This is a genomic window from Pseudoalteromonas sp. SWYJZ12 (assembly GCF_015864395.1).
GTDB classification, from domain to species: Bacteria; Pseudomonadota; Gammaproteobacteria; order Enterobacterales; family Alteromonadaceae; genus Pseudoalteromonas; species Pseudoalteromonas arctica.
This window is the reverse complement of the sequence record NZ_JADYXH010000006.1, coordinates 14,020-38,585: the sequence shown is the minus strand read 5'-3', so window position 1 is coordinate 38,585 and position 24,566 is coordinate 14,020. Positions and strand designations below refer to the sequence as shown.

Sequence of the window (24,566 nt, the reverse complement as noted above, 5' to 3'; positions counted from 1 at the left end):
AAACTTAGCTGGAATGAGGATTATGGCTTTATCACTAAAAGAGAAGATAGTGGACACCAACCAAGGTGTTTATCTTATTGGTACTACCCCGCCTAAAATTGGCACCGATAAAGCGCAATTAAAAACCATTGCAGAAAAGCTATTAGGTCGCTTACACGAAATTGAATACGACGGTGTGATAATTTACGACATTCAAGACGAAAGCAGCCGAACTAACCAAGACCGCCCATTTGCGTTTAAACAAACCGTTGATCCGCGTGAATACAGCCATTTACTTCGTAATTTATCTGCACAAGATGTAATTACTTATAAGAGTGTGGCGCAGCGTGGCGTAGGCGAATTTAAAGATTGGCTAAGTGAAACTAAAAACGACTACGATTTACAAAATGTTGTTTTAGTAGGTAGCCCATCATCGATAGGCGATATAAAGCTAAGCCTGCCAGATGCTTATAAAGCGATGGCTGAGCAGTCAGATGATTTCTTTTTAGGTGGCGTTACTATTGCCGAGCGCCATTCAAGCAAACGAAATGAGCACGAACGATTAATAGAAAAAACAGCACAAGGTTGTCAGTTTTTTATATCGCAAGCTGTTTACGACGCACAAGCTACTATAGAGCTAATTACTAGCTACGCACGTACGTGTAAAGCACAGGGTATTACACCTCAACGTATTATATTAACGTTTACCCCGTGCGGCGGCGAAAAAACCTTAGATTTTATGCAATGGTTGGGTATCTCAGTGCCAGAGGCAACTAAATGGCGCATGCTTGATGCAGACAATACATTAAGCGAATCAGTCCGTATTTGCCGCGAAAACCTCGACTTAATACTTAAAAGCTGTGCGCATTTAGATGTACCGCTGGGCCTAAATATTGAAAGCTTAACAAACCGTAAAGAAGAAATTGACGCGTCAATTAACTTATACCGTTTATTAAAAGCCATTATGGAATTAAACCTTGCGGAAAAGCTAATAGCTTAAAGGCTAGGTAAGAGCTAATTAACACCCTTCTTGGCAAGCCTCATGGCTTGCTTTTTTATGTCCGTTCTTTGAAAAATTAATTAATAAATACAAGTAAAGATTTGCAGCTTAAGCTATTTATTGAAGGTGTTTTTGGTTATTACTCTCAAGCCTTTTTAAGGCAAACCCCATAGAGGAGCACATAACACCAAAAATTATTCCCTCATTAGATATAAATCTAATGCTAGGGAACGTTTCAAATAAGCTTATTATTGCTAAGGAAAAAATAAAACCTATCGCAGAAAAAACTAGCCAAGTTTGTGTGGCATGAGTCATAACGAACCTCCTTTTATTATTGTGCTTTTTTAGCGAGCTTGTACGCTTGTTTATTTTTATACATTGCGTGGTCTGCATCATTTAATAGCGCTTCAAAGGGCTGCTTTTGTTTATTAGTAAAACTATAACCAATACTAAGCGATAAATCGCAAACGTCTTCTTTGAGTAAGGCTTTTGAATACTCAGTCGAAATTTTATCCATGATGTAGTTAATCTTGCTTTTATCGCTTACTTGCATTACTGCAACAAACTCATCGCCACCTAAGCGCCCTACTATATCAGCATCTCTTAAATGCGTTTTTAGCGTATCTGCCAATATAATTAAGGCTTTGTCGCCCACTTCATGTCCGCAGGTGTCGTTTAATTTTTTAAAGTCGTTTATATCGATAAACAAACAACACACGTCAAAGCCTAAACGTAGCGCTAAGTTAAGTTTTTGCTGGGCTAATAAGTTAAGTGCTCGGCGATTATAAATATTCGTTAATGAGTCTAACATGGCTATTTCGCGCATTTGCTCATAGCTATACACAAGCGCTAGGTCGTCTTCAATCAAATCGCGTAGTTGTTCTATGAGTTCAAAATATTCATCGGTATAGCTTGTTATTTTAGTGTCTTTTAAACATAACGTGCCAAACACTTCGCCTTCAGGCCAATGAATAGGTAAACCTAGGTAGGATTCAACACCGTCTTCAACTACTTCTGGTAGGGTATTCCATGTATCGTTATTACTTGCATCATTAACATATAATGTATTGTTAGTTTCAGCTACGTGGCGACAAAACAGAGGTGTTTGAGGAGGAAGTATAGGATTGGTCTCAAAGTTAGAGCCACCTTCGTTACTTCTAATAACAACGCGATAGCCTTTGCTTGTTGCCTGAACTATATAACCAGACGGGGCTGAAAAAAGCCCCGTTATAAGGTCGATTGTTTTTTGCCATTTATGCAAAGATATTTGGCCATCAATACCAGAAAATGCCCATTGATCAATTTCAAACATTGCTTTACCTCGGCTATTTAGTAGCTCCAGTATAGGCAAAAAAGCAAAGTAAAAGCTATTATTTACGACGTCTACTTGGCTCTCTTTTACCAGTGATGCGTTTTTTATCGCGATCTTTTCGCGACTTGTTAGTATTTTTACGATTATCTTTTGGCTTTTTATTAGGATCTGGCTCGTAACCTTCTAACCACTGCGGCGTTAAACGCGTATCGAGTAGTACTTCAATTTCTTCTAGCAGCCATTGCTCATCAAGACTTACCAGCGACATAGCAAGTCCTTGTTCGCCAGCACGACCTGTACGGCCAATACGGTGCACGTAATCCTCGGCAATGTACGGTAGTTCAAAGTTAATTACGTATCTAAGTGTAGAAATATCTAAACCACGCGCAGCTACATCGGTTGCAACAAGTACGCGTGTAATACCTTCTTTAAAGTTTTGCAATGCACGGTCGCGTGCGCCTTGCGATTTGTCGCCATGGATTGATTCGGTTTTTAAACCGTCTTTACACATTTCTTTAGCAAGCTGATCAGCCATTTGTTTTGTGCGAGTAAAAATAAGCACTTGGCGCCAGTTTTTCATGCCAATCATGTGCGATACAAGTTCGCGCTTACGATCCTCATCTACAGCGTAAATAACTTGCTCTACTTCAACGGCTGCTGAGTTACGTTTATCAACTTCAATTAGCTCTGGGTTTTTAAGTAACTTTTTACTGAGTTCAAACACGCTGTCATCAAACGTAGCTGAAAATAGTAAAGTTTGGCGATCGCCCGGGATATGTCGCAATATACGTCTAATTTCATCAATAAAGCCCATATCAAGCATGCGGTCAGCTTCGTCAAACACTAAGGAGTCTACGCTTGAAAGTACCACACTGCCTTTAACTATATGATCAAGCAAACGCCCAGGTGTTGCCACTATAACTTGCGCTGTTTTAAGTGCTTTTATTTGAGGGCCAATACTTGCGCCACCATAGGCTAAAGCGCCATTGATATTAGTGCCTTGTGCGTACTTTTCAAAGCTTGCAAATACTTGCTGAGCAAGCTCACGGGTTGGCGTTAAAATGACTACACGTGCAAGGCCTTGCTCATCTTTTTTAGGGGTATTTAAAAGCTTATGTAATAAAGGTAAAACAAAGGCGGCAGTTTTACCCGTACCTGTTTGCGCGCTGCCCATTACATCACTTCCGGCTAAAATAGGCGGAATAGTTTTAATCTGAATTGCGGTTGGTTGAGTGTAATTATTTTGCTCAATCGCTGTTAATAATAACGGGTCGAGATTAAGTGATGAGAACGTAGTGGCAGACATAGGCTTAGCTTTAAAATAACAAAGAGCGCTATTGTACGCATATTACTGTACTGCGTAAATTAACCAGTCCAGAAAAGTATTTAATCGTGGTTGCTCACTTTCACTTTAGCGCTAAAAACAATAAAAAAGGCGCTAAATAACAGCTGTATTTAGCGCCTTTTATAATTTGCTGTAGCTTTAAGCTGGCTTTAGTGTCGCTTTACGCTCGTTGTAAAACGCTATTAAATCGTCAACTGTTGCTTGGCAGTATTCGCGTATACCCGAAACTACCATATGCTTTTCACCACTACCCACTTTAACGCCGTTTTCTAACAGGTTAAAACGTAGTGTAATTTTTCCGCGCTTACCGGCATACTCAAAACTAGGCTCTGCAAACTCAAGTTCTGGTTCTGTAATATCAAGATTATCAAGATTGATAAGCATTGATTCGTAAATAATCATTGGGCGAGCAGGGTTTATCATTACCTCTTGCTTGCCCATTAATGGAATAATTACATGCGGAAAAGTAGTACCAGAAAACTCAACATAATTTTTTATAAGACTATTAGTTAGTGCTGGGCATTGGCTGGTTTTACCGCTGCGCTTTACCTTTAAAATAACTTTTTCGCCATTGGTTACATCAAACTCATCAGCCCCTTCAGGGAAGTTAAGTTTGGTGTTTTCATCAACCATACCGGCAAAAGTAAATTCCATTTGTTCACTAATACCGTAGCGGTCTAGTACCAATGAAAAAAGTAAGTCTCCTGGCGCGCAAAACTTTTTGGCATCTTTGTCATGAAGTGGATTAAAATCGTCAGCAACGCATTTAGCGAATCGACAACCCTGCTCACGAGAGATAGAAACATAATCAGCATGCTGCTGAAAAAAAGGACTTAACATAGTTTGTTCACTGCTTAAACTGCTTATAACCTATCTATATTACCAGAAAAAAAATACTGAGAGGTCGAATCTGTTAGATTAGTTGCTAAATAAAACAGAGCAATAAAAAACAATGACCTTTTATTTATTAGCGCTATCAATTATATGTGTTTTTCCGTACTGCAAAATATCAATAATGCGGCAACCCCTTTGGCACTACTTACTAGCTTTAAGTGTTGTAAGTGCATATTTTCAAGGTTATATAAATTTATATGCCCTGCTGTTAACCGGGCTTTACGTTGTTTTATACTACTGTGTGCTAAATACAAAACAGCCAATAATACGCGCTACTTTAAGTACTGTTTTTATAGTCTCCTCATTGGCATTAGCACTTCATTGGGTGCCTGATTTTAATAACCTCCCCATTGTTATAAACGAGCGTATTACAAGCGATGCGATTGCTTTTACCCTTTATGCTAACTTTGATAAAGCTATGGCTGGGTTATTTCTTTGTGCTTACTTTTATTCGAATAAAAAAACTTTAAAAGCAGACTCTAATAAAGCAGACCCATTAAACGTTAAACAAGCTACTTTAATAATTATTACTACTGTTTTAGCTTCGCTCACTGCGGCTTTAATGCTTGGACTTGTAAGCTTTAACCCTAAGGTTCCTGACTTTTGGTTAGCCTTTATGGCTATTAATCTTTTATTTACCTGTGTTGCCGAGGAAGCTTTATTTCGAGGTTTACTACAAACTAAGCTTAGCAAAATAATTACACCTACCCGTTTAGCAATACTTGCCCCTGTAATTACTGCAGGTATTTTTGCTTTGGCACATTTTGCTGGAGGAATTAACTATGTATTGGTTTCATTTATTGCCGGCTTGGGGTATGGCTATGTTTTTTATAAAACGCAGCGCTTAGAGTGGGCTATTTTATGCCATTGGTTGGTTAATGTTTGCCACTTCTTTTTGTTTACTTACCCTATGCTCAATAAAATCTAAATACATTTACAAATGCTAACAATTTACTTAGTAGTAAACATTGCCCGCATTTGATTTTGTTAGTAATTTACTACTTTATACCAACCTGCATAAACCTTTGAACAATTTAACGAATTAAATTTCACTATAACGTCGTTAAAAATTTTTTATTTAGAACAACTAGATACAAAAATCTTTGCCTAGTTTTAGCGTAATTTTCTTAACGTTAAATAGCCCCCATATATAAGCAGATTGGTATTAAATAAATTAAGGGACTAATAAATATGCTACGTTTTATAACGGCAATAACAGTGCTCGCCACAATAACGGGTTGTTCAGGCATGACTTATCATACAGATATAGACAACGGCGTTTTATCTCAAGAAATTGGCACCTACGTTAATAAAAGAGATTTACAGCAGTTTTATAGCGACCAAGAAGCACACGAAAGTGGCGCAACACTTTTAGGGCGAATAGAAGGTGAGAGCTGTGATGGCGACGGTATGGGCAGCAATAATGTAAGTTACAATCGCTCTAAATCAAACGCAATTGATTTACTTAAAGCTGATGCTATGCGCAGAGGCGGGAATGCTTTTACTATCAATTCTTGTAGCGAAACGTCTGTATCGTATTGCGACCTATCTGTTTTATGCACCGGACAGGCCTACGACTATTAATAAGTAAAAGTGCAAATTATATATTAAGCGCAAAGCTAAGTAGTACGCGCTTTCCAGACTCGATTTTAGATACGCTGTGTTCGTACTTATCGGGTCTGAATAAATACACGCGATTAAATAAATTTATAATGCATTTTGAGCATTTAAAGACCCCACCCGCTTTAGGTTTTTCTAATACAAAGTTGAGCTTGTAATAGCGCCCTTGCTGCACAGGGTCAATATGGTTCATTACGCTGTGATTAGTTGGGTAAGTAACAAGGTTTATCGAAAATGTATTACTGCTAAAAATAGCTTTGTTTTTAACGGTTGCAATCATACTGCCTCCTATGAGTTTATATGCCGCATTGTAGCATTTAGTAAATTGTGAATGCTTAGGCTAAACAATATCAAAATACGATGTCATATAGCTAAACAGCCTGAAACAAAAAAGCCGAGCTTAATAAAGCTCGGCTTTTAAAAGTACATTTTAGCAATTATGCACTTGGGTATTCGCGGTACGCACGCTCTATATTTTTAGCCTGCTTTTTAGAAATACCTAAATGAGCAAGTGCAACACGTAAACGAGCACGTGATAAGTCAGACCCCAATATTTCCATTGCATCAAGCACTGACGTACTTGACGTTTTGCCAGTAATTGCGACAAATATTGGCTCTAAAAAGTCTTTAATCTTAAGCTCGTGGAATGTTGCAACTTCTTTTGCAATTGCAAAAATAGCGGGCTTTTCAAAGCTACGTAAACCTTCAAGCTGCCATACAAAAAATTGTAGCGCTTGGCGAATCACGTTTTCGTCTGCTTTGCCGGCTGTTAACAGCGAAGGATCGTAAGTTGGAATACCACCTACAAAGTGCCCTGCAAGCTCAACCATATCCGACAGCGTATTAATACGAGTTTTAACTTCTGGTAATATTTTAGCTAACATTTCGCCATTAAACTTCCAATCAACAAAGCGCTGAATTAACTGCTCGTCGGTTAGATTTTCGCGGATCCACATGCCGTTTAACCAGCTTAATTTATCTACGTCGAATACTGGACCACCAAGCGATACGCGCTTCATGTCGAAGTTTTCAATCATCTCATTAAGTGTGAACTTTTCACGCTCATCAGGCATTGACCAACCCATACGGCCTAAGTAGTTAAGCACGGCTTCTGGCAGGTAGCCCATTTCTTTATAGTAATTAATAGACGTTGGGTTTTTACGCTTAGACAGCTTTGATTTATCTGGGTTACGTAGCAATGGTAAGTGACCAAGTACTGGTGCTTCCCAACCAAAATCTTCATAAAGCTTTAATAGCTTAGGCGCTGAGTTAATCCACTCTTCACCACGGAAAATATGACTAATTTCCATATGGTGGTCGTCAACTACGTTCGCTAAAAAGTACGTTGGAAAGCCATCCGCTTTTAAAAGCACTTGCATATCTACGTTTTCCCACGGGATCTCAATTTCATCACGTAAGTAGTCGTTAAACTTAAATGTGCCTTCGCTTGGGATTTTCATACGTATAACGTAAGGTTTGCCTTCAGCTAAGTTTGCTTTAATTTCGTCATCTGTATGGTTTAAACCACGACCGTCATATTTAGGGCGTAGGCCTTCTGCCATTTGCTCTTCACGCATTTGATCAAGCTCTTCGCTTGTTGCAAAGCAGTAAAACGCTTTGCCATCGTCAACTAACTGATGCGCGTATTTTTTATATAAATCGCTACGCTCAGATTGACGGTAAGGACCAAATTCGCCACCCACATCAGGACCATGATCCCACTCAAGCCCTAACCAACGTAGGCTATCCATAATCGCAAGTTCAGACTCTGGCGTGCTACGTACTTGGTCTGTATCTTCTATACGAAGTACAAATTCACCGCCTTGTTGTTTAGCAAAACAGTAGTTAAATAAGGCGATATAAGCGGTGCCAAGATGCGGGTCACCAGTTGGCGACGGGGCAACACGGGTGCGAATTGTCATGGTATATTCTCTTTAAATAAGTGAGATAATAAAAGTGGTTTATGCAGCTACTTTGTTTAAGTAAGCAATAATATCGTTTGATTCGTACAGCCATTGTACTTGGCCGTTTTGCTCTATACGCAGGCAAGGCACTTTAACTTTGCCGCCTTGTTCTAGTAGCTCTTGACGATATTGCTCATTGTCTTTTGCATCACGCGTTTCTATGTTTAAGCCTTCGCGTTTAATAGCGCGACGTACTTTTACACAAAACGGGCATGCTTTAAATTGATACAGTTTAAATTGTGAGGTTTGCTGATCAAGCTGTGCTTGCTCGTCGCTTGCACGCTTTTTACTGCGAGGAGTAAATACAAAATTAAAGAATAAAATTATACAACCTAAAAACCAACGAACTAATTTCATGTTCTGTGCTCTGCTTACAACAATTTAAGGAGCCAGATTTTAGCACAAATTTACAATCAAAAAAGTGTAATACTGCGAGAATTACACTCAAGTAATTTAATTTACTAAAAGTGCTTCTATAGCAATACCATATCATCCCTATGAAGTACTTCTGCGCCACTATCGTAATCGAGTAATAGGCCTATTTGACTAGAGTGCGCACCCTTTATTTTATTTACTTCAACGCTACTAAAGCGCGTTAAGCCCCGTGCAATTACTTGATTTTTATTATCTATTAAATCAATTAAATCACCGCGTTCAAAACGTCCAAATGCATTAGTAACGCCTTTAGCAAGTAAGCTTGCGCCTTTATTTTGAAGGGCGCCAATAGCACCTGCATCTATAACAATTTGGCCGGTACTTTTAGGCCCGGCTAGTAACCATTTTTTACGGCCATCTTTTGGAGCGGTGAGTTTTAAAAAACGCGTGCCTGGTAACTCGTCACTCATGCATTTTAAAATAACGTTTTTACCTGCGCCTTTAGCAATAATAACTTCAACACCTGCGCGCCTTGCAATGTCGGCGGCCTGCAGTTTAGTCGCCATACCGCCGGTGCCTAAATTTGTACCACTGCCACCAGCAAGTTGTCGCAGCTCATCATTTATATGTGTTACTTCACCAATGAGGGTGGCATCGGCGTTTGTGCGCGGATCGCTGGTAAATAACCCTTCTTGATCGGTAAGTAGCAGTAACTTATTAGCATTAGCCAAAATAGCGACAAGTGCCGATAAATTATCGTTGTCGCCTACTTTTATTTCGCTGGTAGCGACTGCGTCATTTTCGTTAATGATGGGTACAACGTCGTAATTTAATAATGCATTGAGTGTATCGCGGGCATTAAGGTAGCGCTCTCTGTCGTCTACATCAGCGCGAGTAAGCAGCATTTGCCCCACATTTACCCCATATAAACCAAACAAGCTCTGCCAAATATGAATAAGTTGACCTTGTCCAATTGCAGCAAGCATTTGTTTATCAATTAAGCTTCTGCCACAGGGTTTTAATAGTTGTTCGCGCCCAGCAGCAACCGCGCCGCTCGATACTAAAATAACCTGGTGGCCTTGTTTTTTAAGCTCGCAGCATTGGCGTACTAATTCAACCATATGTGCTTTGTCTAGCTTATCGGTGCCGCCAGTTAGTACGCTTGTACCAAGCTTTACAACTATTACCTGTTCCCTTTGCATGTGCTTTTTACTAATGATTAATTAAAGATGAATTAATTTATACCAGCTCGGTATTTTTGAACAAGTTAAAAATTTTCATGCTAGGATCTGATTTTATTAAATTAAGTAAATTACTCTCTATGCCTGCCAGTTTATGTTTAATTATTGCCACCTTTTTATGGGGCAGCTCTTTTATTGCGCTCAAATACGCCATTGCTATTTACGACCCTGCATTGGTGATATTTTTACGCATGCTCACCACGTTAGTTTTGTCGCTTTGTTTATGGCGCTACGTTATTCGGTTTGAGTATTTAAAAGGTGACTGGAAGTATTTAGTGGGTATGTCGCTTGCTGAGCCTTGCTTGTACTTTTTATTTGAAGGCCATGCAATGGAATACACATCGGCCTCGCAGGCTGGGGTTATTGTGTCGTGCTTGCCCATTATTATTGCGCTGCTTGCCTTTTTATTACTTAAAGAATACATAAGTAAATCCATCGTGGTCGGCTTTACGCTGTGTATTGGCGGCAGTATTTTACTTACGCTTCTTTCACCCAGTTCTGAGCAGGCACCTAATCCGCTGTTGGGTAACTTTTTAGAGCTTATGGCGATGGTGTGCGCTGCATTTTATACCGTAAGTATTAAACATTTAGCTAATCGCTACTCGCCTCTTACTTTAATTGCGTTGCAAGGTATTAGCGGCAGCTTGTTTTTTGCGCCATTTTTGTTTTTTATCGACCTGCCAAGCGAAAACCAACACGACTTAACCGCACTTATGAGCATTTTGTATTTAGGCTCGTGTGTAACCCTTGGCGGCTACGGCATGTACAACTACGCTATTAGCAAAGTATCGGTATTAACCGCTGCTGCATACTCTAATTTAATTCCTATTTTTACACTTATTTTGTCAGCTATTATTTTGGGCGAAGTGCTCAACGTTTGGCAATGGCTGAGCATATTTGTGGTATTTATTGGCGTAATGGTAAGCCAGCGCCATCAAGAACTCGTGGTTGATATACCGCTTAGTGAATCAGGCGAAGACATTTGCGCAGATACAAGCAATCTTAAATCAGTACCCGAGGCAAGCGAATCAAAAGGGTAACAGGTAAGCAAATACAGCCCAGGTGTTTGTAAAAATGAGTTTTGGGATTGATGAATAACCTCAATCCCCGTTACCTTATAATTTTGAATCACCCCACTTTGCAGCTGCAAAGTAAACGCCTCTCCCACTTTGGCGTTTTGTAAAAATGCAAAGTGGGTGTCGTTATGCCCAGCTATTAGCGCGCCCTTTTCGTTTCCAAATTCTTTTCCGCCAAGCTCCCCTGCGGGTAAAAATTGGCTAGGCGCAAACGCTAAATTACGACCACTCGCTCCAGCCAATACACTTAATGTTTTATTATGACTTGGCCAATCAAGCTTTGCAGTCACGTAGCTGTCGGCGTAATACCACGGCTTTACTTTAGTGCCGGGTGATTTAAGCGCCTCTTGCCATGCTTGCTCAATTAATACTTGAGCAAGCCATGCTTTTGCCTGCATATAAGCACCGTGACCAAATAATCCAAGCCCAGCTATTAGTAAACCCGCGCTTAGCCACCTTTTCATTTTAAGTCTCTTTTCATTTAGGGATTCGCTCTGTGTTTAAATTTAAGAGCGCCAAATCCCAATAATAAAATACAGCCTAGTAATATATGTAACCTGCTTTGCCCATCGGTTTGCGGTAAACGCATTGCCATACCTTGTGGTAATGCATTAGTAGCTTGCGCCGTTTGCTCTGCCACTTCTTTTATTTGAGTTTGTTCAATCGCTATAAAAGCAGTAAACGGGCTAAGTAATTGATGAGTAAGCGCAAGCTCCTGTACTTCATCTTTAACTACACTTTGCTCGTTGTATAAAAGTAATGACTTGATTTTTTGGCGCGCCCACAGTTTTGCTATACCTTGAGCGCTTGAGCTATTTTGTGTACTTAATTTAATACTTAAAGGCCCTTGTGCTGTTTGCCCAGCAAGTACCACACTTTTAGCATTATTAAGTTTTATAGCGACCATGATAGGCTCGCCAAAATATAAATCAGGTAGTGGTGATGGCCAAAAATCTAAGTTGTTACCGCTTTCATCGCTTAGCGCCAAATTAGTAATCGCAGGATGTGCAAGCTTATCAAACAACTGCTGCATTTTAGGTTGCACCTCGCTTGTGCTGCCTATAAACGTAAATGAGCCCTTACCGACATCTGCCGCTCGGCGCATAAAAAAGCTGTTAGGTGCGCTGCCAATACCCACTGTAAATAAGCGGCTATCACCTAATTTATTTTGAATATTTTTAAACAATACATCCTCATTACTAACGCTACCATCAGTTAAAAATACAACTTGGCGTACAAAACCATCAAACTCGCTGCCATCAAGTACGGCATTAAGCGCACCTTGTATTTCTGTGCCGCCGTCGGCTTCTAGGCTATAAATAAATCGCTCTGCACGGCGTAAATTAAAGTCACTGGCTATAAGTGGTTTATCGCTCATTGGAGTCACTATGTTGTCAAAACCAATAATGTTAAAACTGTCGTCGCTATCAAGTAATGACAGCGCATAAAACAAGGCTTTTTTAGCTTGCTCCATAGATTGCCCGTGCATAGAGCCTGACGTATCAACTACAAATACCATTTCGCGAGGTAAGCGCTGAGTTTGTGTAAAGTTATCCCCCGGTGGCATTAGCATAGCAAGCCCGTATCGGTCACCATTTTCAAACTGCTGAGTAAAAAATGCGGCTTGAGCTTGCTCTTTTTGCAGCGGTTTAAACTCAAGTACAAAGTCGCGATTAACTGCATTTGTCTCATTTAACGCTATTTTATATTGTCCAAACGCGGTGTTTTGTACATCAACATTATGAAATTTAGAATTGATATCAACCAGCTCTAAGCCTACGTCTATATCAATGTTTAAGCTAAATTGGCTGCTTGGTACGTTATCATTTTGAGTACTGCTTTTAATACTGTAAACAGGGCTTAACCATCCCGTTGGGAGCGGATTAACATGCGCTTGATTTTGAGTATTAACTTCACCACTAATCGCGTGATAACGCGGTGTAATAGTAGTAGGAAATCTAATAGCAAATGTGCCGCTGCTGTAGTCAATTATTTCTTGATACTCAAGCTCAATTACTACTTGCTCACCAGGACCAATATTTGCCACACTCGTAATAAACATATTGGCGCGTTGCTGGCGTACAAGGGCCGCTTGCTTGCCTGCTTTTTTAGCCTCCTCGTATTTTTTTTCGGCCTCTACCTTTTTATCAATTTGGCCTTTAATAACTCGCTCACCTATACGCATTGTCATGGCGTGCACAGCGCTTTCATCTGGCAATGGAAAAACGTAGCGCGCGTTAACTGCAAACGGGTTTTCGTTTTGATAGGTTTGCGTAACTACAACATGATTAATTAGGCCAGTTAAGGTCATATTGGCGTCGCTTTTTAATATTATTGCTGGGCCTGCTGGCGCACCATTACTATCAAAAAGCTCTAACTTGGGTGATTGCGCATGGCTTTTAAAGCTCACTAACAGCACAATCGCTATGAATATAAAAATGCTTACCTTAGTAAGCATTTTGGTTGGTTTACTCAATTTAAACATAAATCACTCCATCGAACGCTTAGCTTTACTTAGATTCAGTTAGTTTTAGTTACTCGCCGTTTGGCCATTTACACTATTCATTGAGCGAGTGGTAAGCGTTACGCGCCTATCAAAAAAGTTATCTTCCACCGTGTTGCTTTTAGCCAATGTTTGCTGCTCGCCAAATGCCTGCGTGCTTAAACGTTTATGGCTCACGCCGTGTTTTATTAAGTAGCTTTGCACGGCATTTACACGCGCTTTAGAAAGTAAAAGATTAGCTTGCTCATCGCCGCGTTGATCGGCAAAGCCACTTAAATCAAGTGCGAGTTGTGGTTGATTGTTTAACAAGGTAACCAGTTGGTCTAACTGCAGTGCAAAATGCGGGGCAATAACACTTGAACCTGTTTTAAATTGCACCGTCATGGCTAGTAAGTTATTTATTTGAGCCTGAGTAAACTGCTCATTTTGATTGGCAAGCACTTCTAACTGCTGCTCTAACATATTGTTGTGATTAAGCACGTGTTGGTAATCGCTGGTTTTTTCTTTCATTAGTGTAATTGCACGCTCTTGCTCTGCAACTTTGTTATCAGCTACTTTTGAATCACCTATTAAGCCACCGGCAAATGCACCAATAAACGCACCAATTGGTCCGCCCACTACGCCGCCAATAATAGCGCCTGCACCTAGCCCAATAGCCGTTTCTTTATGGGCTTCTTTTGATGGCGAGTTAGATGTTGAGGCAATTGCTGGAGTACAAAAACTAGCAACCAGTGTTAACGCGATTAATGTCTTCTTCATGATTTGATCCTTAAACTTACTTTTTAATTTGTGACGTTTTGTTTTGATGGCTGTATTAAAACAAGCTCAAGTGGCAATAAAGGGGAGCAAAAATGGCAAACTGCTGAGCAATTGTGGCAAAAAAATGGCAATTGCCTTTTTAAGCGTACTTAGCTTAAAAACTTCGATATAGTGCACAGCACAGTAGAGTAGCTAATGAATAAGATGAAAAAAATAGCCATCATTGAAGATGAACCCTCAATCCGCGAAAACTACATAGAAATGCTGAGCGCACAGGGCTACCAAGTTAGTGGCTTTGCAGATCGCGCCAGCGCTGAAGCTGCATTTAAAAATGCCCTGCCCGATTTAGCCATTGTTGATATTGGCCTAGGCCATGAAATAGATGGTGGTTTTTTACTGTGCCAAACATTGCGATCGCTTTCTAAAACACTGCCTATTATTTTTTTAACCGCCCGCGATAGCGAAATAGATACTGTATGCGGCCTGCGCATGGGCGCCGACGACTACCTAACAAAAGACATAAGCTTGGCTCACTTGGCTGCGCGTATTGGTGCGCTGTTTCGCCGAATGGAAGCACTTGAACAACCTGCTGATGCAAACGCACTCATAACACGCGGACAATTAACGCTCGACACACAACGCATGCAGGTATTTTGGCAGCAACAATTAGTTGATTTAACCGTAACCGAATTTTGGATGCTGCATTCACTCGCCCAGCGACCTGGCCATGTTAAAAGCCGTAACGAATTAATGAGCGATGCAAAAATTTATGTAGACGACAGCACCATTACTTCACACGTAAAACGTATTCGTAAAAAATTTATAGCACTCGATAGCACCTTTGATTGCATAGATACCGTGTATGGCATGGGCTATCGGTGGGAACAACACTAATGCTACGATTTGGTCTGCGCAGTAAATTTATATTACTTTCATGTTTTTTGTTTTTGCTACCGTGGCTTGGCTACGAGTACGTGTGGGAAATGGAAAAGTTTTTACGCCAAGGCCAAGAAAAAACCCTCGTAGGCACCACTCGAGCACTTGCTACTGCATTACATGAGCGCCCCGCATTATTTGACGAGCAAACCAACTTTTTAGACCAAGTAGTAAAAGGCCGCGATTTATACGCTTATAATCTTAAAAACCCTATTCAGCTCGACGGTAAACTTAACGATTGGGACAGCTACCAGCCGTTATTTTGGCATTACGACAAGCGCTACTTACAAAAAACAGATAACAAACATCAAGCCAGTGACTTATCGTTTGATCATATGGTGGGAAAATTTGATAACTACTTATACGCCGTATTTAAAGTCACCGACAATACCCTTATTTATCGCGCTAAAAATAGCTTAAGCATTACCAATAACGATTATTTACAAATTGGCCTAAAAACGCCAGACGGTCAGTTTAATACTTACATTATTGCGCCGCGCCAAGATGGTTGGGTTAATGCGTTTGATGCAAATACCAAAGCCCCTTTTACAAAAATTCAGGGCTATTTTGAAAGTACCAAATCAGGATATAACGTAGAGCTGCGCTTTCCTATTAACATGCTGGGCAACAAACTTGGCTTTGCCATTGTTGACATTGATAGTAAAGAGGCATTGTTAGAGCCTAAAATAATGTCGACCTCAAACTTAAATAACCCAAACGATTTAGGCTCTGTATTAGTCCCTTCTCCAGAAATTAGCCGTATTTTAAAAGGCATGGGCCACAGTGGTAGCCGCATTTGGGTGGTCGATAACCATCATCGCGTACTTGCGCAGTCGGGTACTATTCAAAATGCAGATGGCGTTTGGGCTGATGGACTTGCTAACCAAGCACCTGAAACGTGGTGGCAGCGCTTTGAGCAAAATTACTTACACCCAATTTACTATAAAATTTTAACGCGTCCCGAAAATGAGTTTTTAGATACCCTGCACGATGTAGCTTCTATGCAGGGCACACATTTAGCGAAAGCATTAAAAGGACAACCAGCATCGTCTTGGCGCTTAACCCCCGACAGCAAAGCCGTTATTTTATCGGCCGCTTACCCTATTTGGATCCAAGACCAAGTAATTGGCGCAGTAATAGCAGAGGAAACCACAAACGGCGTACGTACGCTGCGTAATAAGTCACTCGAAAAACTGTTTAACGTTATTTTAGCTGTGATGCTAATTGGTACTGTGACTTTATTCTTTTTTGCCTCACGTATATCGAACCGTATTAGACGACTACGCGATACCGCTGAACAAGCAATTGATGCACAAGGGCGTGTTACCGGCAGTATTAATTACAGCGATGCTAACGATGAAATTGGCGATCTGTCTCGTAGTTTTTCAAACATTGTAAGCCGACTTGGCGGCTATACCGATTACTTAGAAAATATGTCGTCGCGGTTATCGCATGAACTACGCACGCCTGTTGCGGTAGTACGCTCATCACTTGAAAACTTACAAAGCTTGCCACAAAACGAGCTGAGTCAAAAATACCTCGATCGCGCCAGTGAAGGCGTTGAACGCTTAGGTAAAATAATAACCACCATGAGCGAAGCCACTCGCCTTGAGCAAAGTATTCAAAGCAACGAGCCTGAGCCTTTTGATTTACAAAAAGTAATAAATGGTTGCATGCAAGGCTATCAGCTTACTTACCCAAACCAGTTATTTACGCTTGATGTATGCCAAAACAAATTACCTATGCAAGGTGCACCGGAGTTTATAGCTCAGCTGCTTGATAAACTTATTAATAACGCGCTGGAGTTTAGTGAAGCCAATACGGCTATTAATGTAGGCCTTAAGCAGAGCGAAAATAAAGCAACATTAACAGTGAGTAATACAGGCCCCGCGTTACCCGAAGGACTCACTGAGCATATTTTTGACTCTATGGTGTCGGTACGTAGCCAGCAAATGCAGCAACAGCCACATTTGGGATTAGGGCTTTATATTGTAAGGCTGGTGTGCGACTACCATAAAGGCAGTGTAACAGCGCAAAACAACGAACAAGGTGATGGTGTAGTGTTTACCGTAACACTGCCGTTAGTTAATGGTTAAGGCTGTATTTATACCGTTATATTTGTACCGTTATATTTATAGCCACAGCATTATATGCAAATAGTAAGTACGCAATAAATTAAATTCAGCTGTATATTTTTAGTTAAAAAGAGTTATTAAAATTTACTTTGACTCCATATAAATTAACAAACAAACCCCTCTCATCCCTCAAAACCTGCCGGTTACAATTTAGTACAACTTCAAATGTAACTATTCACTTTTAATTCAGTCGAATGACCATACCCTACATCATATTAAAGTATTAAATTGAAGGAATACTCATGAAACCATCACTAGAGCGTGAAGAACTAGACTTTATTTTTGACTTATACAGGCCCTCTAAAAAACCTGAGTCTGAAAATGTAAAACCAAAAAGTACAAACTACAAAGAGCTAAGAAAGCACGACGCGACTAAAAACCAAGGCGTATCGCACTACTTAGTCTAATTTTATTACGCTTGGGACTTCTCATGTTCTAAAAATGCTTTAATGCAGTTTATTTCTGCAAGTTTTACTTCTTCGCCTATTTCAGGGCCTTTTTTGCCATTTTTAAGTGCATTTTGCACTACCAGTTTCTTATCCATTTTTTGCAGTTCAGTATGAATTGCTCGCAGCTTAGCTGCTTGCGGGTATGGCTTATCAACAAGTGTTTCACCACGCCCTTGTGCATCGCATTGGCATGCTTGGGTAAACGCTATAAAACGTTCTGGGTGTACCAACGCATTTAAGTTAGTCACTATTAGCTTGTGAATGGTTTGCGGCCTTAACTGATCAATCGTGTGGCAAAGGGTGTGATTATCACTGGTGAGTACGCCAACATCGCGAAAACGGTTAGGCACTTTTAAGCGCTCACAAAACGCCTCAATAACTGCAACACCTTCGCGTTCGTGTCCACGTAGGTTTCCATATTTTTTAAAACTAAGCGCTTTTCCAAAATCATGGGTTAGTGCAGCAAAACGAGTTTCCAAGTTAAAATTCAAATCCGCTGCACGCCTAAGTACCAGCATAGTATGCACAAATACATCACCTTCAGGATGATGGTTTGCTGGTTGCGGTACATTAACCATGCGCTCAAGCTCTGGAAAAACCCCCAAACCTTGCAGTGCTTCAAAATAAAGCTCAGGGTGCTTTTCACCCAGTGCTTTTTCAGTTTCAAGCCACACGCGCTCAGGTACTAAATGATTTAGCTCACCTTTATTTTTAAGCTCGCGCATTAATGCATACGTACTTGGGTGAATACGCCAATCACTGCCATAGCGCGCTAAAAAACGGGCAATACGCAGTACTCGAACAGGGTCTTCTACAAATGCCTCAGTGGTGTGGCGCAGTGTTTTATTTTGTAAGTCAGTTTGGCCATTAAACGGATCAATAATATTACCGTGTTCATCAAGCGCCATTGAATTTATGGTTAAATCACGCCTTGCTAAATCTTCTTCTAGCGTCACTGTTGGGCTGGCATCAACCACAAAGCCAGTATAGCCTTTGCCGCTTTTACGCTCTGTGCGCCCAAGTGCATATTCTTCTTTTGTTTTTGGGTGCAAGTAAACCGGAAAGTCGCTACCTATTGGTACAAAACCGAGCGACTGCATTGTGTCTGGCGTTTCACCAATCACTACATAATCGTTATCTTTTGATTTTATATTTAGCAGTTTGTCGCGCACTGCACCACCAACGAGGTAAACTTTTTTTAAGTTACTTTTCACTTTATTCCCATAAACATTAATAAAATTGTTTGATACTAATCATAACATTAATTAAAAAATTCTGCGGTGTTTGCCAAGCTTAAGTAAGCTCATTACAATGGCGCATTATTTTCAGCTATAGCCTCACAATTAATGAAAAACCATTCATCAAAAAAAGAACTTATGTTACTACCTATTTTATTAGTGGTTATTTTAATGTGTGTGGCGGGTCACTTTTTACTACAAGCAAATTTTCAAGACAGTAATGTGGTTGAATACATGTTAGCAGCACTGCCGTTTGCTATGTTTGGATTGGTTATTGTGGCGTTTAAAATGGCGGCTAAAAGCGAAAAGGATGAACAAAACGAGCAGGACTCTTAGTCCTGCTTAGTTTTAGCTACTTATTATAATTTAAAGTATGTGATAGCCAAACCAGTCTGGCTTTATAGGCTGCGATATACCGCTGGGCGTGAGCTTAATGTTTAGCTGGCTGTCGAGTAAATCAATGGCAAAGCAATCGTCTACGTCATGTAAATCATCTTTATGGATATGGCTAAGCCCTGCTAGCAAATCGCTTTTAGCTCGCTCTTTAGCTTCATGGCTACTGCTTGCAACATACAGTGCAAAGTCGTGTTGCTCAGCCATAGAATCACTTCTGTAAGCGCCTAAATTTACAAAATAGAGTTGTTTATTTTGCTCCACATAGCTATCGACTACTTCTATTTTAAAACCATCTATATGATTAATTGCCATGTAGCTATCCATGTGAACACTACTTCTGTCGCCTACCCATTGGCTTTTTAACTTTGAATAAGTTTGCTCAATGTTTTGCCCTACAACAAAACGAATATCATGCATTTCAATGTGGCAACCTTGAATCCGGCCACCTAAATACACCATAAATAACTGCATGCTTTTCCTTAACCTAAATTATCAACATCAATATTATGCTTTTTAATCAACTTATAAAAATCTGAGCGATTGCGCTTGGCAAGCTTAGCGCCTTCGGCTACGTTACCACCTGCCATTTTTAAAGTGTTAATCACATAGTCGCGCTCAAACTCTTTTTTAGCGTCGTTTAGTGATAATGGTTCTACGTTTGTTTCATTACTATTTAGCGCAGCTAACACTAAGTGCTCTGAAATAACATCGCTTGGCGTTAATGCTACAACCTGCTCTACTACGTTTTGTAATTGGCGGATATTACCTGGCCAGTCGTAACGCACAAGCGCATGCATAGCATCGCTGGCAAAGTGTTTTTCAGTTTGCTTCATGCGCTTAGCAATGCTTGCACTAAAGTGCTGTGCTAATAAGCTTATATCTTCGCGGCGCTCACACAGTGGCGGTAATTTTAAATTAACTACGTTTAAGCGATAGTATAAATCTTCTCTAAATTGCTGGTTTAAAATAGCTTCAGGAAGATTTTTATGTGTTGCCGATACAATACGTACATCAATCGCTATTTCTTCTTGAAAGCCTACGGGGCGAATTGTTTTTTCTTGTAATACGCGCAGTAACTTAACCTGCAAGTTAAGTGGCATATCGCCTATCTCGTCTAAAAATAGCGTGCCGCCCTCAGCTTGCTGAAACAAACCTTGATGATCTTTAATTGCGCCCGTAAAAGAGCCTTTTTTATGACCAAATAATTCAGACTCTAAAAGCTCACCCGGTACAGCGCCGCAGTTAATTGCAACGAAAGGGCCACCGCTTACATGACTATGCTGATGAATCGCCTGTGCGAGTAGCTCTTTACCTGTACCACTAGCCCCCGAAATCAATACATTAACTTGCGTTGGCCCAAGTAGTTTTACTTGCTCTAACAAGTGCAGCATTGCACCACTGCGCGTAACTATATTACTTTTAGGTGCTGCTTCATCTGCATTAACACCATGTATTTCTATCGCTTTAGCAAGGCTGTCAAATAGCTCATCTTTATCTACAGGTTTAGTTATAAATGCAAAAATGCCCTGCTTAGTTGCCTCTACGGCATCAGGAATTGAGCCGTGCGCTGTCATCATAATGACAGGTAATGCAGGGTAGCGGCTTTGCAGCTGACGATGCAGTGCCATGCCATCCATTTCATCCATACGTAGGTCGGTTATTACGGCGTCAAACACTTGGCTTTTAAGTATTTGTAGTGCGGTTAAGCCGCTTTCACAGGTCGTTACTTCGTATCCTTTTGATTCGATACGAATAGCGAGCAGTTTTAATAAGCTAGCGTCGTCGTCAACGAGTAATACTTTTGCACCTTGCACTTTAGTTGCTGCCATAGTTACTGCTCCTTAGTTTCTTCTCGTAGTAAAAGCTGCTGCTCAATTGTTGCTAACGATGAGAGGGTTTCTTGCATTTTATTATTAAGTGCTTGCTGCTCTTTTTTAGCATTTATTTGCATAGTCACTTGCTGCTTTTGAAGCCATAAATATTGCTTTATATCATCTGGCCAAAAGTAAGCAAGATCGAGTTTTAGCAACTTAGTCATTACCGTATTTGGATCATCATTTATGCTTAAGCACATAAATTTAAAAAAACGTTTAAGATCGTTTTCACCTGTAAAAATATCTTTTTTTGGCACCAATTTAAATCCGCCACACTGATTAGCGTGCCATGCAATAACTTGCTCTGCAGGCGGATAGCTTGGTTCAATTTTTGGTCTGGGTTTTGGACTAGGTTTACTGTTTTTGTCATTCGTTATTTTGGTATCGACCACAGGTGCAGGTGTAATTGACACACGCTCTTCTTGCACATTATTAATTTCACAACCTGATATAACCATGCTGCTACTGAGCACACATAAAATAGCGATTAAACGCAAGCGCATGTTAATTAACTCCTAGATTTTTTTGTTATGGGAATTTTAATTGAAAACCGGCAACCATGCGGCTCGTTATGCTCAACAGTAAGTGTACCTCTTAGCTGTTCAACAGATTCTTTCACAATAGTTAAGCCAAGCCCACTGCCTTGCAGCGTAACATTTTTACTGTGTTTACCTTGATAAAATGCGCTGAAAATTTGAGTTTTTTCTTGCTCTTTAATACCGCACCCTTTATCAAGTACAGCAATGCAAAGTTGGTTTTGCTCAAGCGCTAAATTAATAGTAACGCTTTGCTTATCTTGTGAAAATTTTAAGCCATTTGAAATAAGCTGAATTAAAATCATCTCAATAAGCTCACTAGGTAAAGCAAGCTGTTTATTAGGTAAGTTATTTTGCCATTGCAGAGCTTGCTGACGCGCACTTAAGCGATGTTCAAAATGGCTATTAATTTTATTAATAAGATAGCTAAACTCAACTTCGCTTAGGCTGTCTTTACTGGTGCGAATCGCATTATAACTCAGCAGGCTGTCAATCATTGTACGAAGGCGCACCATAGATTGGCTAATAAGCTCAAGCACTGCTTTTTGCTCAGTAGTAATTGGGCCTACTATTTCATCAGTTAGTAAATCAGTGCCTTCGACCATTGAAGCAAGCGGCGTTTTTAGCTCATGGGTAACATGGCGTAAAAAGGTATCTTTTTGCTGCTCAAGCATGTGAAGTTGCTCTTGCACCCATTGGAGTTTTTCTCCTAGCTCAACTAGCTCAGCGGAGCCTTTCACAGATATTTTTTGCTGCCAATGCCCCTGCCCTAGCTTATCAATAACCGTAGTTAACCCTTTTAGTCGCCCACTTATACGCCATAAAAAACCACCACCAACAATTAAAGTAAGCGGAATAAGTGCCACCAGCCAGTTTATAAATGAAGTTTGTAGGCTTGTAAGCTCATTTTGGTTATTGGTAATTTGCGCTTCATTTTTATCACGTAACCATAAAGTAAGCTCAGCAACTAAATCGCTCACTGGCACAAATAGCTCCGCTTGCTGTTGTTTTTGCTCAACAAGCTCTACATGCGCTGTTTGTAAGGTGGCATATAAGCGTTGCCATTGGTGGGTGTAATCTTTATCCGTGTTTACAAATTTAAGTTCATCAATACTTTGCAGGGATGATTGCCATTTATCGACAATGAGCTTATCTAACGATTCACTTTTTAATACCCAGTTTTGCCTAGTGGCGCGCTCAAGGCTGTTAAGTTCTTGTTTTAGAGTATTAAACGATTTGGTAACTTGGTAGTTGTTACTCACGATACTTTGAGTCACTGCTAATTGCTTGTTAAGCGCATTTAAAAATACAATCACCACTATAGAAAGCGGGAGTAACGAAAGCAGCATACTCATTGCAAATTGCCCAATTAAATTAGGCCGCCAGTTAAGCATTGCATGGTATTTTTTAGCTATGATTGCTGGCATTTCGTTTAGTCCTTTTAAGTTAAGCGTTCTATTATTAAGTGCTTACCTTATACACTAGCTGAACCAGCAATTATATTTAATACGATTAACAGCCAGCGCTACAAAAACAATGTGTCGCCAAATAGAGACAACGTAAACCATTGATTTTTAAACCCTACCTTTAATCTCACTACATAGTGTTGCAAAAGTCACACAAAAATTACAATAAACCCCGTAAAAACTTCCCACCTCTTTCAAGTTAAAAATATAAACACTTGAAAATTAACAACAATTATTTTTGGCATCATTTTTGTATCAGCAGTAATAACTTTAATCAATAAGGAAATAATTATGAACAAACGCATTTTAGTAACTTCATCATTACTGGCTTTAGGCTTTTTAGGCGCTAACGCACACGCAATGGACGTTCACGCGACTTTTAACGAGCTTGATAAAGACAGTAACGGCACATTAAGTGAAGCCGAAGCAGGTGAAGATGCCGTTCTACACGAAAATTTTTTACAAATTGATACTAATCAAGATGGGCAATTGTCGCTAGATGAATTCAAAAAATTTATTCAATAAACTCATTCAATAAGGAACGTGATTATGAAACAACTTATAGCCGCTTTTTCATTAATGTTTTTAGCAATTAGTGCCACCGTAATTGCATCGCCAACAAACGTGCGCTTTGCCCATTTAGATAAAGATATGGATGGACAAATATCAATTGTAGAAGCAAAGGAAGACAAAGAAGTAATGAGACAATTTGCCGACTTAGATGAAGACGGTGATGAAAAAGTCTCAAAAAAAGAATTTGAAAGCTTTAAGCCTTAATGAGTAATTACTGATTAAGCTTTACTTAAGCTTGTTACATGTAAACTGAATTTAAAAGCATTTGCCATAATCCCTGAGGGAGTGTGTAAAAGGATTTAATGTTGGGAGTTAAATTACGGCAAGTGCTTTTTCCTTTTTACTTTATTTTAGCCACGAACTTTTAATACATCTTTTGGAAGGAAGACCATGAAGATACTTTCCCTTGTTATAAGCATTTTAATGCTATTAAGTTTTGATGCCGCGGCACTTGATGTAAAGCAACGCTTTGATCACCTAGATAGCGACAAAAGTGGCTATTTAACACACGACGAACTTGATCCCCAACCACAACTTTTAAACACCTTTGTAAAATGGGACAAAAACCAAGATAACCAAATTTCGCTAGTCGAATTTAAAAGTTATCTAACTAACAACCTTTACTAAGTGATTTGTATGAAAAGTATTAGCTATATAACGCTGCTGGCGTTTAGTATTTTTAGCGCATTTAGTTTTGCCGCAAGTAACGACATTGCAAAGCAATTTAAAAAGCTAGATAGGAATAAAGACGGTTTTTTATCACGTTCAGAAACCGCTATAGATCCGGCTTTGTGGTCACGGTTTTCAAGCTACGATCAAGACAAAGACGGTAAGCTAACGCTAAGTGAATACAGTTTATACACTAGTAAATAAACCTTTTCAAAAGCTAGATATT

28 protein-coding genes are annotated in these 24,566 nt (G+C 39.9%); 12 read left to right on the top strand and 16 right to left on the bottom strand.

Annotation, left to right across the window (positions count from 1 at the left end):
- Positions 1-22 precede the first annotated feature (22 nt).
- Complete coding sequence (locus I6F42_RS09395) at positions 23-979, top strand: methylenetetrahydrofolate reductase (protein WP_024593278.1); 957 nt, start codon at positions 23-25, stop codon at positions 977-979.
- A 117-nt stretch (positions 980-1,096) separates the two neighbouring features.
- Here the strand turns inward: I6F42_RS09395 and I6F42_RS09390 are convergent, their stop codons facing one another.
- The 4 genes from I6F42_RS09390 to I6F42_RS09375 form a co-directional block, all read right to left on the bottom strand.
- The gene (locus tag I6F42_RS09390; RefSeq protein ID WP_024590050.1) at positions 1,097-1,294 is read right to left on the bottom strand and encodes a hypothetical protein; all 198 of its coding nucleotides are present in this window, start codon (positions 1,292-1,294) and stop codon (positions 1,097-1,099) included.
- 16 nt (positions 1,295-1,310) lie between these two features.
- Positions 1,311-2,291, bottom strand: coding sequence for a sensor domain-containing diguanylate cyclase (locus tag I6F42_RS09385; protein ID WP_197151937.1), 981 nt, complete (start codon positions 2,289-2,291; stop codon positions 1,311-1,313).
- A gap of 58 nt (positions 2,292-2,349) precedes the next feature.
- Positions 2,350-3,597: a DEAD/DEAH box helicase gene (locus I6F42_RS09380; protein WP_024593280.1), complete on the bottom strand. Its 1,248-nt coding sequence runs from the start codon at positions 3,595-3,597 to the stop codon at positions 2,350-2,352.
- Between the two features lie 177 nt (positions 3,598-3,774).
- Positions 3,775-4,476 (bottom strand): DUF3581 domain-containing protein, encoded by a 702-nt coding sequence (locus tag I6F42_RS09375; protein ID WP_165725583.1) that lies wholly within the window; start codon positions 4,474-4,476, stop codon positions 3,775-3,777.
- A gap of 112 nt (positions 4,477-4,588) precedes the next feature.
- Here I6F42_RS09375 and I6F42_RS09370 point away from each other — a divergent pair, with 112 nt between their 5' ends.
- Positions 4,589-5,458 carry a CPBP family intramembrane glutamic endopeptidase gene (locus I6F42_RS09370; RefSeq protein ID WP_197151935.1) on the top strand — a complete coding sequence of 290 codons (870 nt, stop codon included), beginning with the start codon at positions 4,589-4,591 and terminating at the stop codon, positions 5,456-5,458.
- Between the two features lie 263 nt (positions 5,459-5,721).
- Positions 5,722-6,114, top strand: coding sequence for a hypothetical protein (locus I6F42_RS09365; protein WP_197151933.1), 393 nt, complete (start codon positions 5,722-5,724; stop codon positions 6,112-6,114).
- 16 nt (positions 6,115-6,130) lie between these two features.
- Here I6F42_RS09365 and I6F42_RS09360 read toward each other — a convergent pair whose 3' ends face one another.
- The 4 genes from I6F42_RS09360 to proB all read right to left on the bottom strand — a co-directional run bounded on the left by I6F42_RS09360 (position 6,131) and on the right by proB (position 9,691).
- Positions 6,131-6,430: a hypothetical protein gene (locus I6F42_RS09360; RefSeq protein ID WP_021032137.1), complete on the bottom strand. Its 300-nt coding sequence runs from the start codon at positions 6,428-6,430 to the stop codon at positions 6,131-6,133.
- A gap of 157 nt (positions 6,431-6,587) precedes the next feature.
- The gene (gltX, locus tag I6F42_RS09355; protein ID WP_197151932.1) at positions 6,588-8,072 is read right to left on the bottom strand and encodes a glutamate--tRNA ligase; all 1,485 of its coding nucleotides are present in this window, start codon (positions 8,070-8,072) and stop codon (positions 6,588-6,590) included.
- A gap of 39 nt (positions 8,073-8,111) precedes the next feature.
- The gene (locus I6F42_RS09350; protein ID WP_007581591.1) at positions 8,112-8,471 is read right to left on the bottom strand and encodes a glutaredoxin domain-containing protein; all 360 of its coding nucleotides are present in this window, start codon (positions 8,469-8,471) and stop codon (positions 8,112-8,114) included.
- A 116-nt stretch (positions 8,472-8,587) separates the two neighbouring features.
- A complete protein-coding gene (proB, locus tag I6F42_RS09345; protein WP_197151931.1) occupies positions 8,588-9,691 on the bottom strand; it encodes a glutamate 5-kinase in 1,104 nt (367 codons plus the stop codon).
- Between the two features lie 119 nt (positions 9,692-9,810).
- Between proB and I6F42_RS09340 the strand changes: the two genes are divergently transcribed.
- Positions 9,811-10,770: a DMT family transporter gene (locus I6F42_RS09340; protein ID WP_033013031.1), complete on the top strand. Its 960-nt coding sequence runs from the start codon at positions 9,811-9,813 to the stop codon at positions 10,768-10,770.
- Here I6F42_RS09340 and I6F42_RS09335 read toward each other — a convergent pair.
- The 3 genes from I6F42_RS09335 to pdsO are packed head-to-tail and all read right to left on the bottom strand — an operon-like array spanning position 10,665 to position 14,068.
- Entirely contained in the window at positions 10,665-11,270 is a 606-nt protein-coding gene (locus I6F42_RS09335) for a class GN sortase (RefSeq protein WP_197151930.1), read from the bottom strand. The two genes, I6F42_RS09340 and I6F42_RS09335, sit on opposite strands and share 106 nt — an antisense overlap.
- Positions 11,271-11,287: 17 nt before the next feature.
- Positions 11,288-13,291, bottom strand: a complete 2,004-nt coding sequence (locus tag I6F42_RS09330) for a marine proteobacterial sortase target protein (protein WP_197151929.1) — start codon at positions 13,289-13,291, stop codon at positions 11,288-11,290.
- A gap of 45 nt (positions 13,292-13,336) precedes the next feature.
- Positions 13,337-14,068, bottom strand: coding sequence for a sortase-associated OmpA-like protein PdsO (gene pdsO, locus I6F42_RS09325; protein ID WP_197151928.1), 732 nt, complete (start codon positions 14,066-14,068; stop codon positions 13,337-13,339).
- Positions 14,069-14,272: 204 nt separating this feature from the next.
- Here pdsO and pdsR point away from each other — a divergent pair, with 204 nt between their 5' ends.
- The 3 genes from pdsR to I6F42_RS09310 all read left to right on the top strand — a co-directional run bounded on the left by pdsR (position 14,273) and on the right by I6F42_RS09310 (position 17,546).
- Positions 14,273-14,962 carry a proteobacterial dedicated sortase system response regulator gene (gene pdsR, locus I6F42_RS09320; RefSeq protein ID WP_197152050.1) on the top strand — a complete coding sequence of 230 codons (690 nt, stop codon included), beginning with the start codon at positions 14,273-14,275 and terminating at the stop codon, positions 14,960-14,962.
- Positions 14,962-17,100 carry a proteobacterial dedicated sortase system histidine kinase gene (pdsS, locus tag I6F42_RS09315; protein WP_197151926.1) on the top strand — a complete coding sequence of 713 codons (2,139 nt, stop codon included), beginning with the start codon at positions 14,962-14,964 and terminating at the stop codon, positions 17,098-17,100. The genes pdsR and pdsS overlap by 1 nt, the downstream gene beginning before the upstream one ends.
- A 281-nt stretch (positions 17,101-17,381) precedes the next feature.
- On the top strand, positions 17,382-17,546 hold the full coding sequence (locus tag I6F42_RS09310; protein WP_007581574.1) for a hypothetical protein: 165 nt from the start codon (positions 17,382-17,384) through the stop codon (positions 17,544-17,546).
- A gap of 5 nt (positions 17,547-17,551) precedes the next feature.
- Here I6F42_RS09310 and I6F42_RS09305 read toward each other — a convergent pair whose 3' ends face one another.
- Complete coding sequence (locus I6F42_RS09305) at positions 17,552-18,802, bottom strand: multifunctional CCA addition/repair protein (protein WP_024593291.1); 1,251 nt, start codon at positions 18,800-18,802, stop codon at positions 17,552-17,554.
- 132 nt (positions 18,803-18,934) lie between these two features.
- Between I6F42_RS09305 and I6F42_RS09300 the strand changes: the two genes are divergently transcribed.
- Positions 18,935-19,162 (top strand): hypothetical protein, encoded by a 228-nt coding sequence (locus I6F42_RS09300; protein WP_007581571.1) that lies wholly within the window; start codon positions 18,935-18,937, stop codon positions 19,160-19,162.
- A 30-nt stretch (positions 19,163-19,192) separates the two neighbouring features.
- Here the strand turns inward: I6F42_RS09300 and I6F42_RS09295 are convergent, their stop codons facing one another.
- The 4 genes from I6F42_RS09295 to I6F42_RS09280 are packed head-to-tail and all read right to left on the bottom strand — an operon-like array spanning position 19,193 to position 23,059.
- Positions 19,193-19,693, bottom strand: a complete 501-nt coding sequence (locus I6F42_RS09295) for a DUF1543 domain-containing protein (protein WP_197151925.1) — start codon at positions 19,691-19,693, stop codon at positions 19,193-19,195.
- An 8-nt stretch (positions 19,694-19,701) separates the two neighbouring features.
- Positions 19,702-21,051, bottom strand: coding sequence for a sigma 54-interacting transcriptional regulator (locus I6F42_RS09290; protein WP_010553151.1), 1,350 nt, complete (start codon positions 21,049-21,051; stop codon positions 19,702-19,704).
- A gap of 2 nt (positions 21,052-21,053) precedes the next feature.
- On the bottom strand, positions 21,054-21,599 hold the full coding sequence (locus tag I6F42_RS09285; RefSeq protein WP_197151924.1) for a hypothetical protein: 546 nt from the start codon (positions 21,597-21,599) through the stop codon (positions 21,054-21,056).
- Between the two features lie 5 nt (positions 21,600-21,604).
- Complete coding sequence (locus I6F42_RS09280; RefSeq protein WP_197151923.1) at positions 21,605-23,059, bottom strand: HAMP domain-containing sensor histidine kinase; 1,455 nt, start codon at positions 23,057-23,059, stop codon at positions 21,605-21,607.
- Between the two features lie 330 nt (positions 23,060-23,389).
- Between I6F42_RS09280 and I6F42_RS09275 the strand changes: the two genes are divergently transcribed.
- The 4 genes from I6F42_RS09275 to I6F42_RS09260 all read left to right on the top strand — a co-directional run bounded on the left by I6F42_RS09275 (position 23,390) and on the right by I6F42_RS09260 (position 24,544).
- The gene (locus I6F42_RS09275) at positions 23,390-23,623 is read left to right on the top strand and encodes an EF-hand domain-containing protein (protein WP_197151922.1); all 234 of its coding nucleotides are present in this window, start codon (positions 23,390-23,392) and stop codon (positions 23,621-23,623) included.
- A 24-nt stretch (positions 23,624-23,647) separates the two neighbouring features.
- Positions 23,648-23,875, top strand: a complete 228-nt coding sequence (locus I6F42_RS09270) for a hypothetical protein (protein WP_007581559.1) — start codon at positions 23,648-23,650, stop codon at positions 23,873-23,875.
- A gap of 186 nt (positions 23,876-24,061) precedes the next feature.
- Positions 24,062-24,298, top strand: a complete 237-nt coding sequence (locus I6F42_RS09265) for a hypothetical protein (protein WP_007581558.1) — start codon at positions 24,062-24,064, stop codon at positions 24,296-24,298.
- Positions 24,299-24,307: 9 nt separating this feature from the next.
- The gene (locus I6F42_RS09260) at positions 24,308-24,544 is read left to right on the top strand and encodes a calcium-binding protein (protein WP_010553148.1); all 237 of its coding nucleotides are present in this window, start codon (positions 24,308-24,310) and stop codon (positions 24,542-24,544) included.
- The last annotated feature ends 22 nt before the right edge of the window (positions 24,545-24,566 follow it).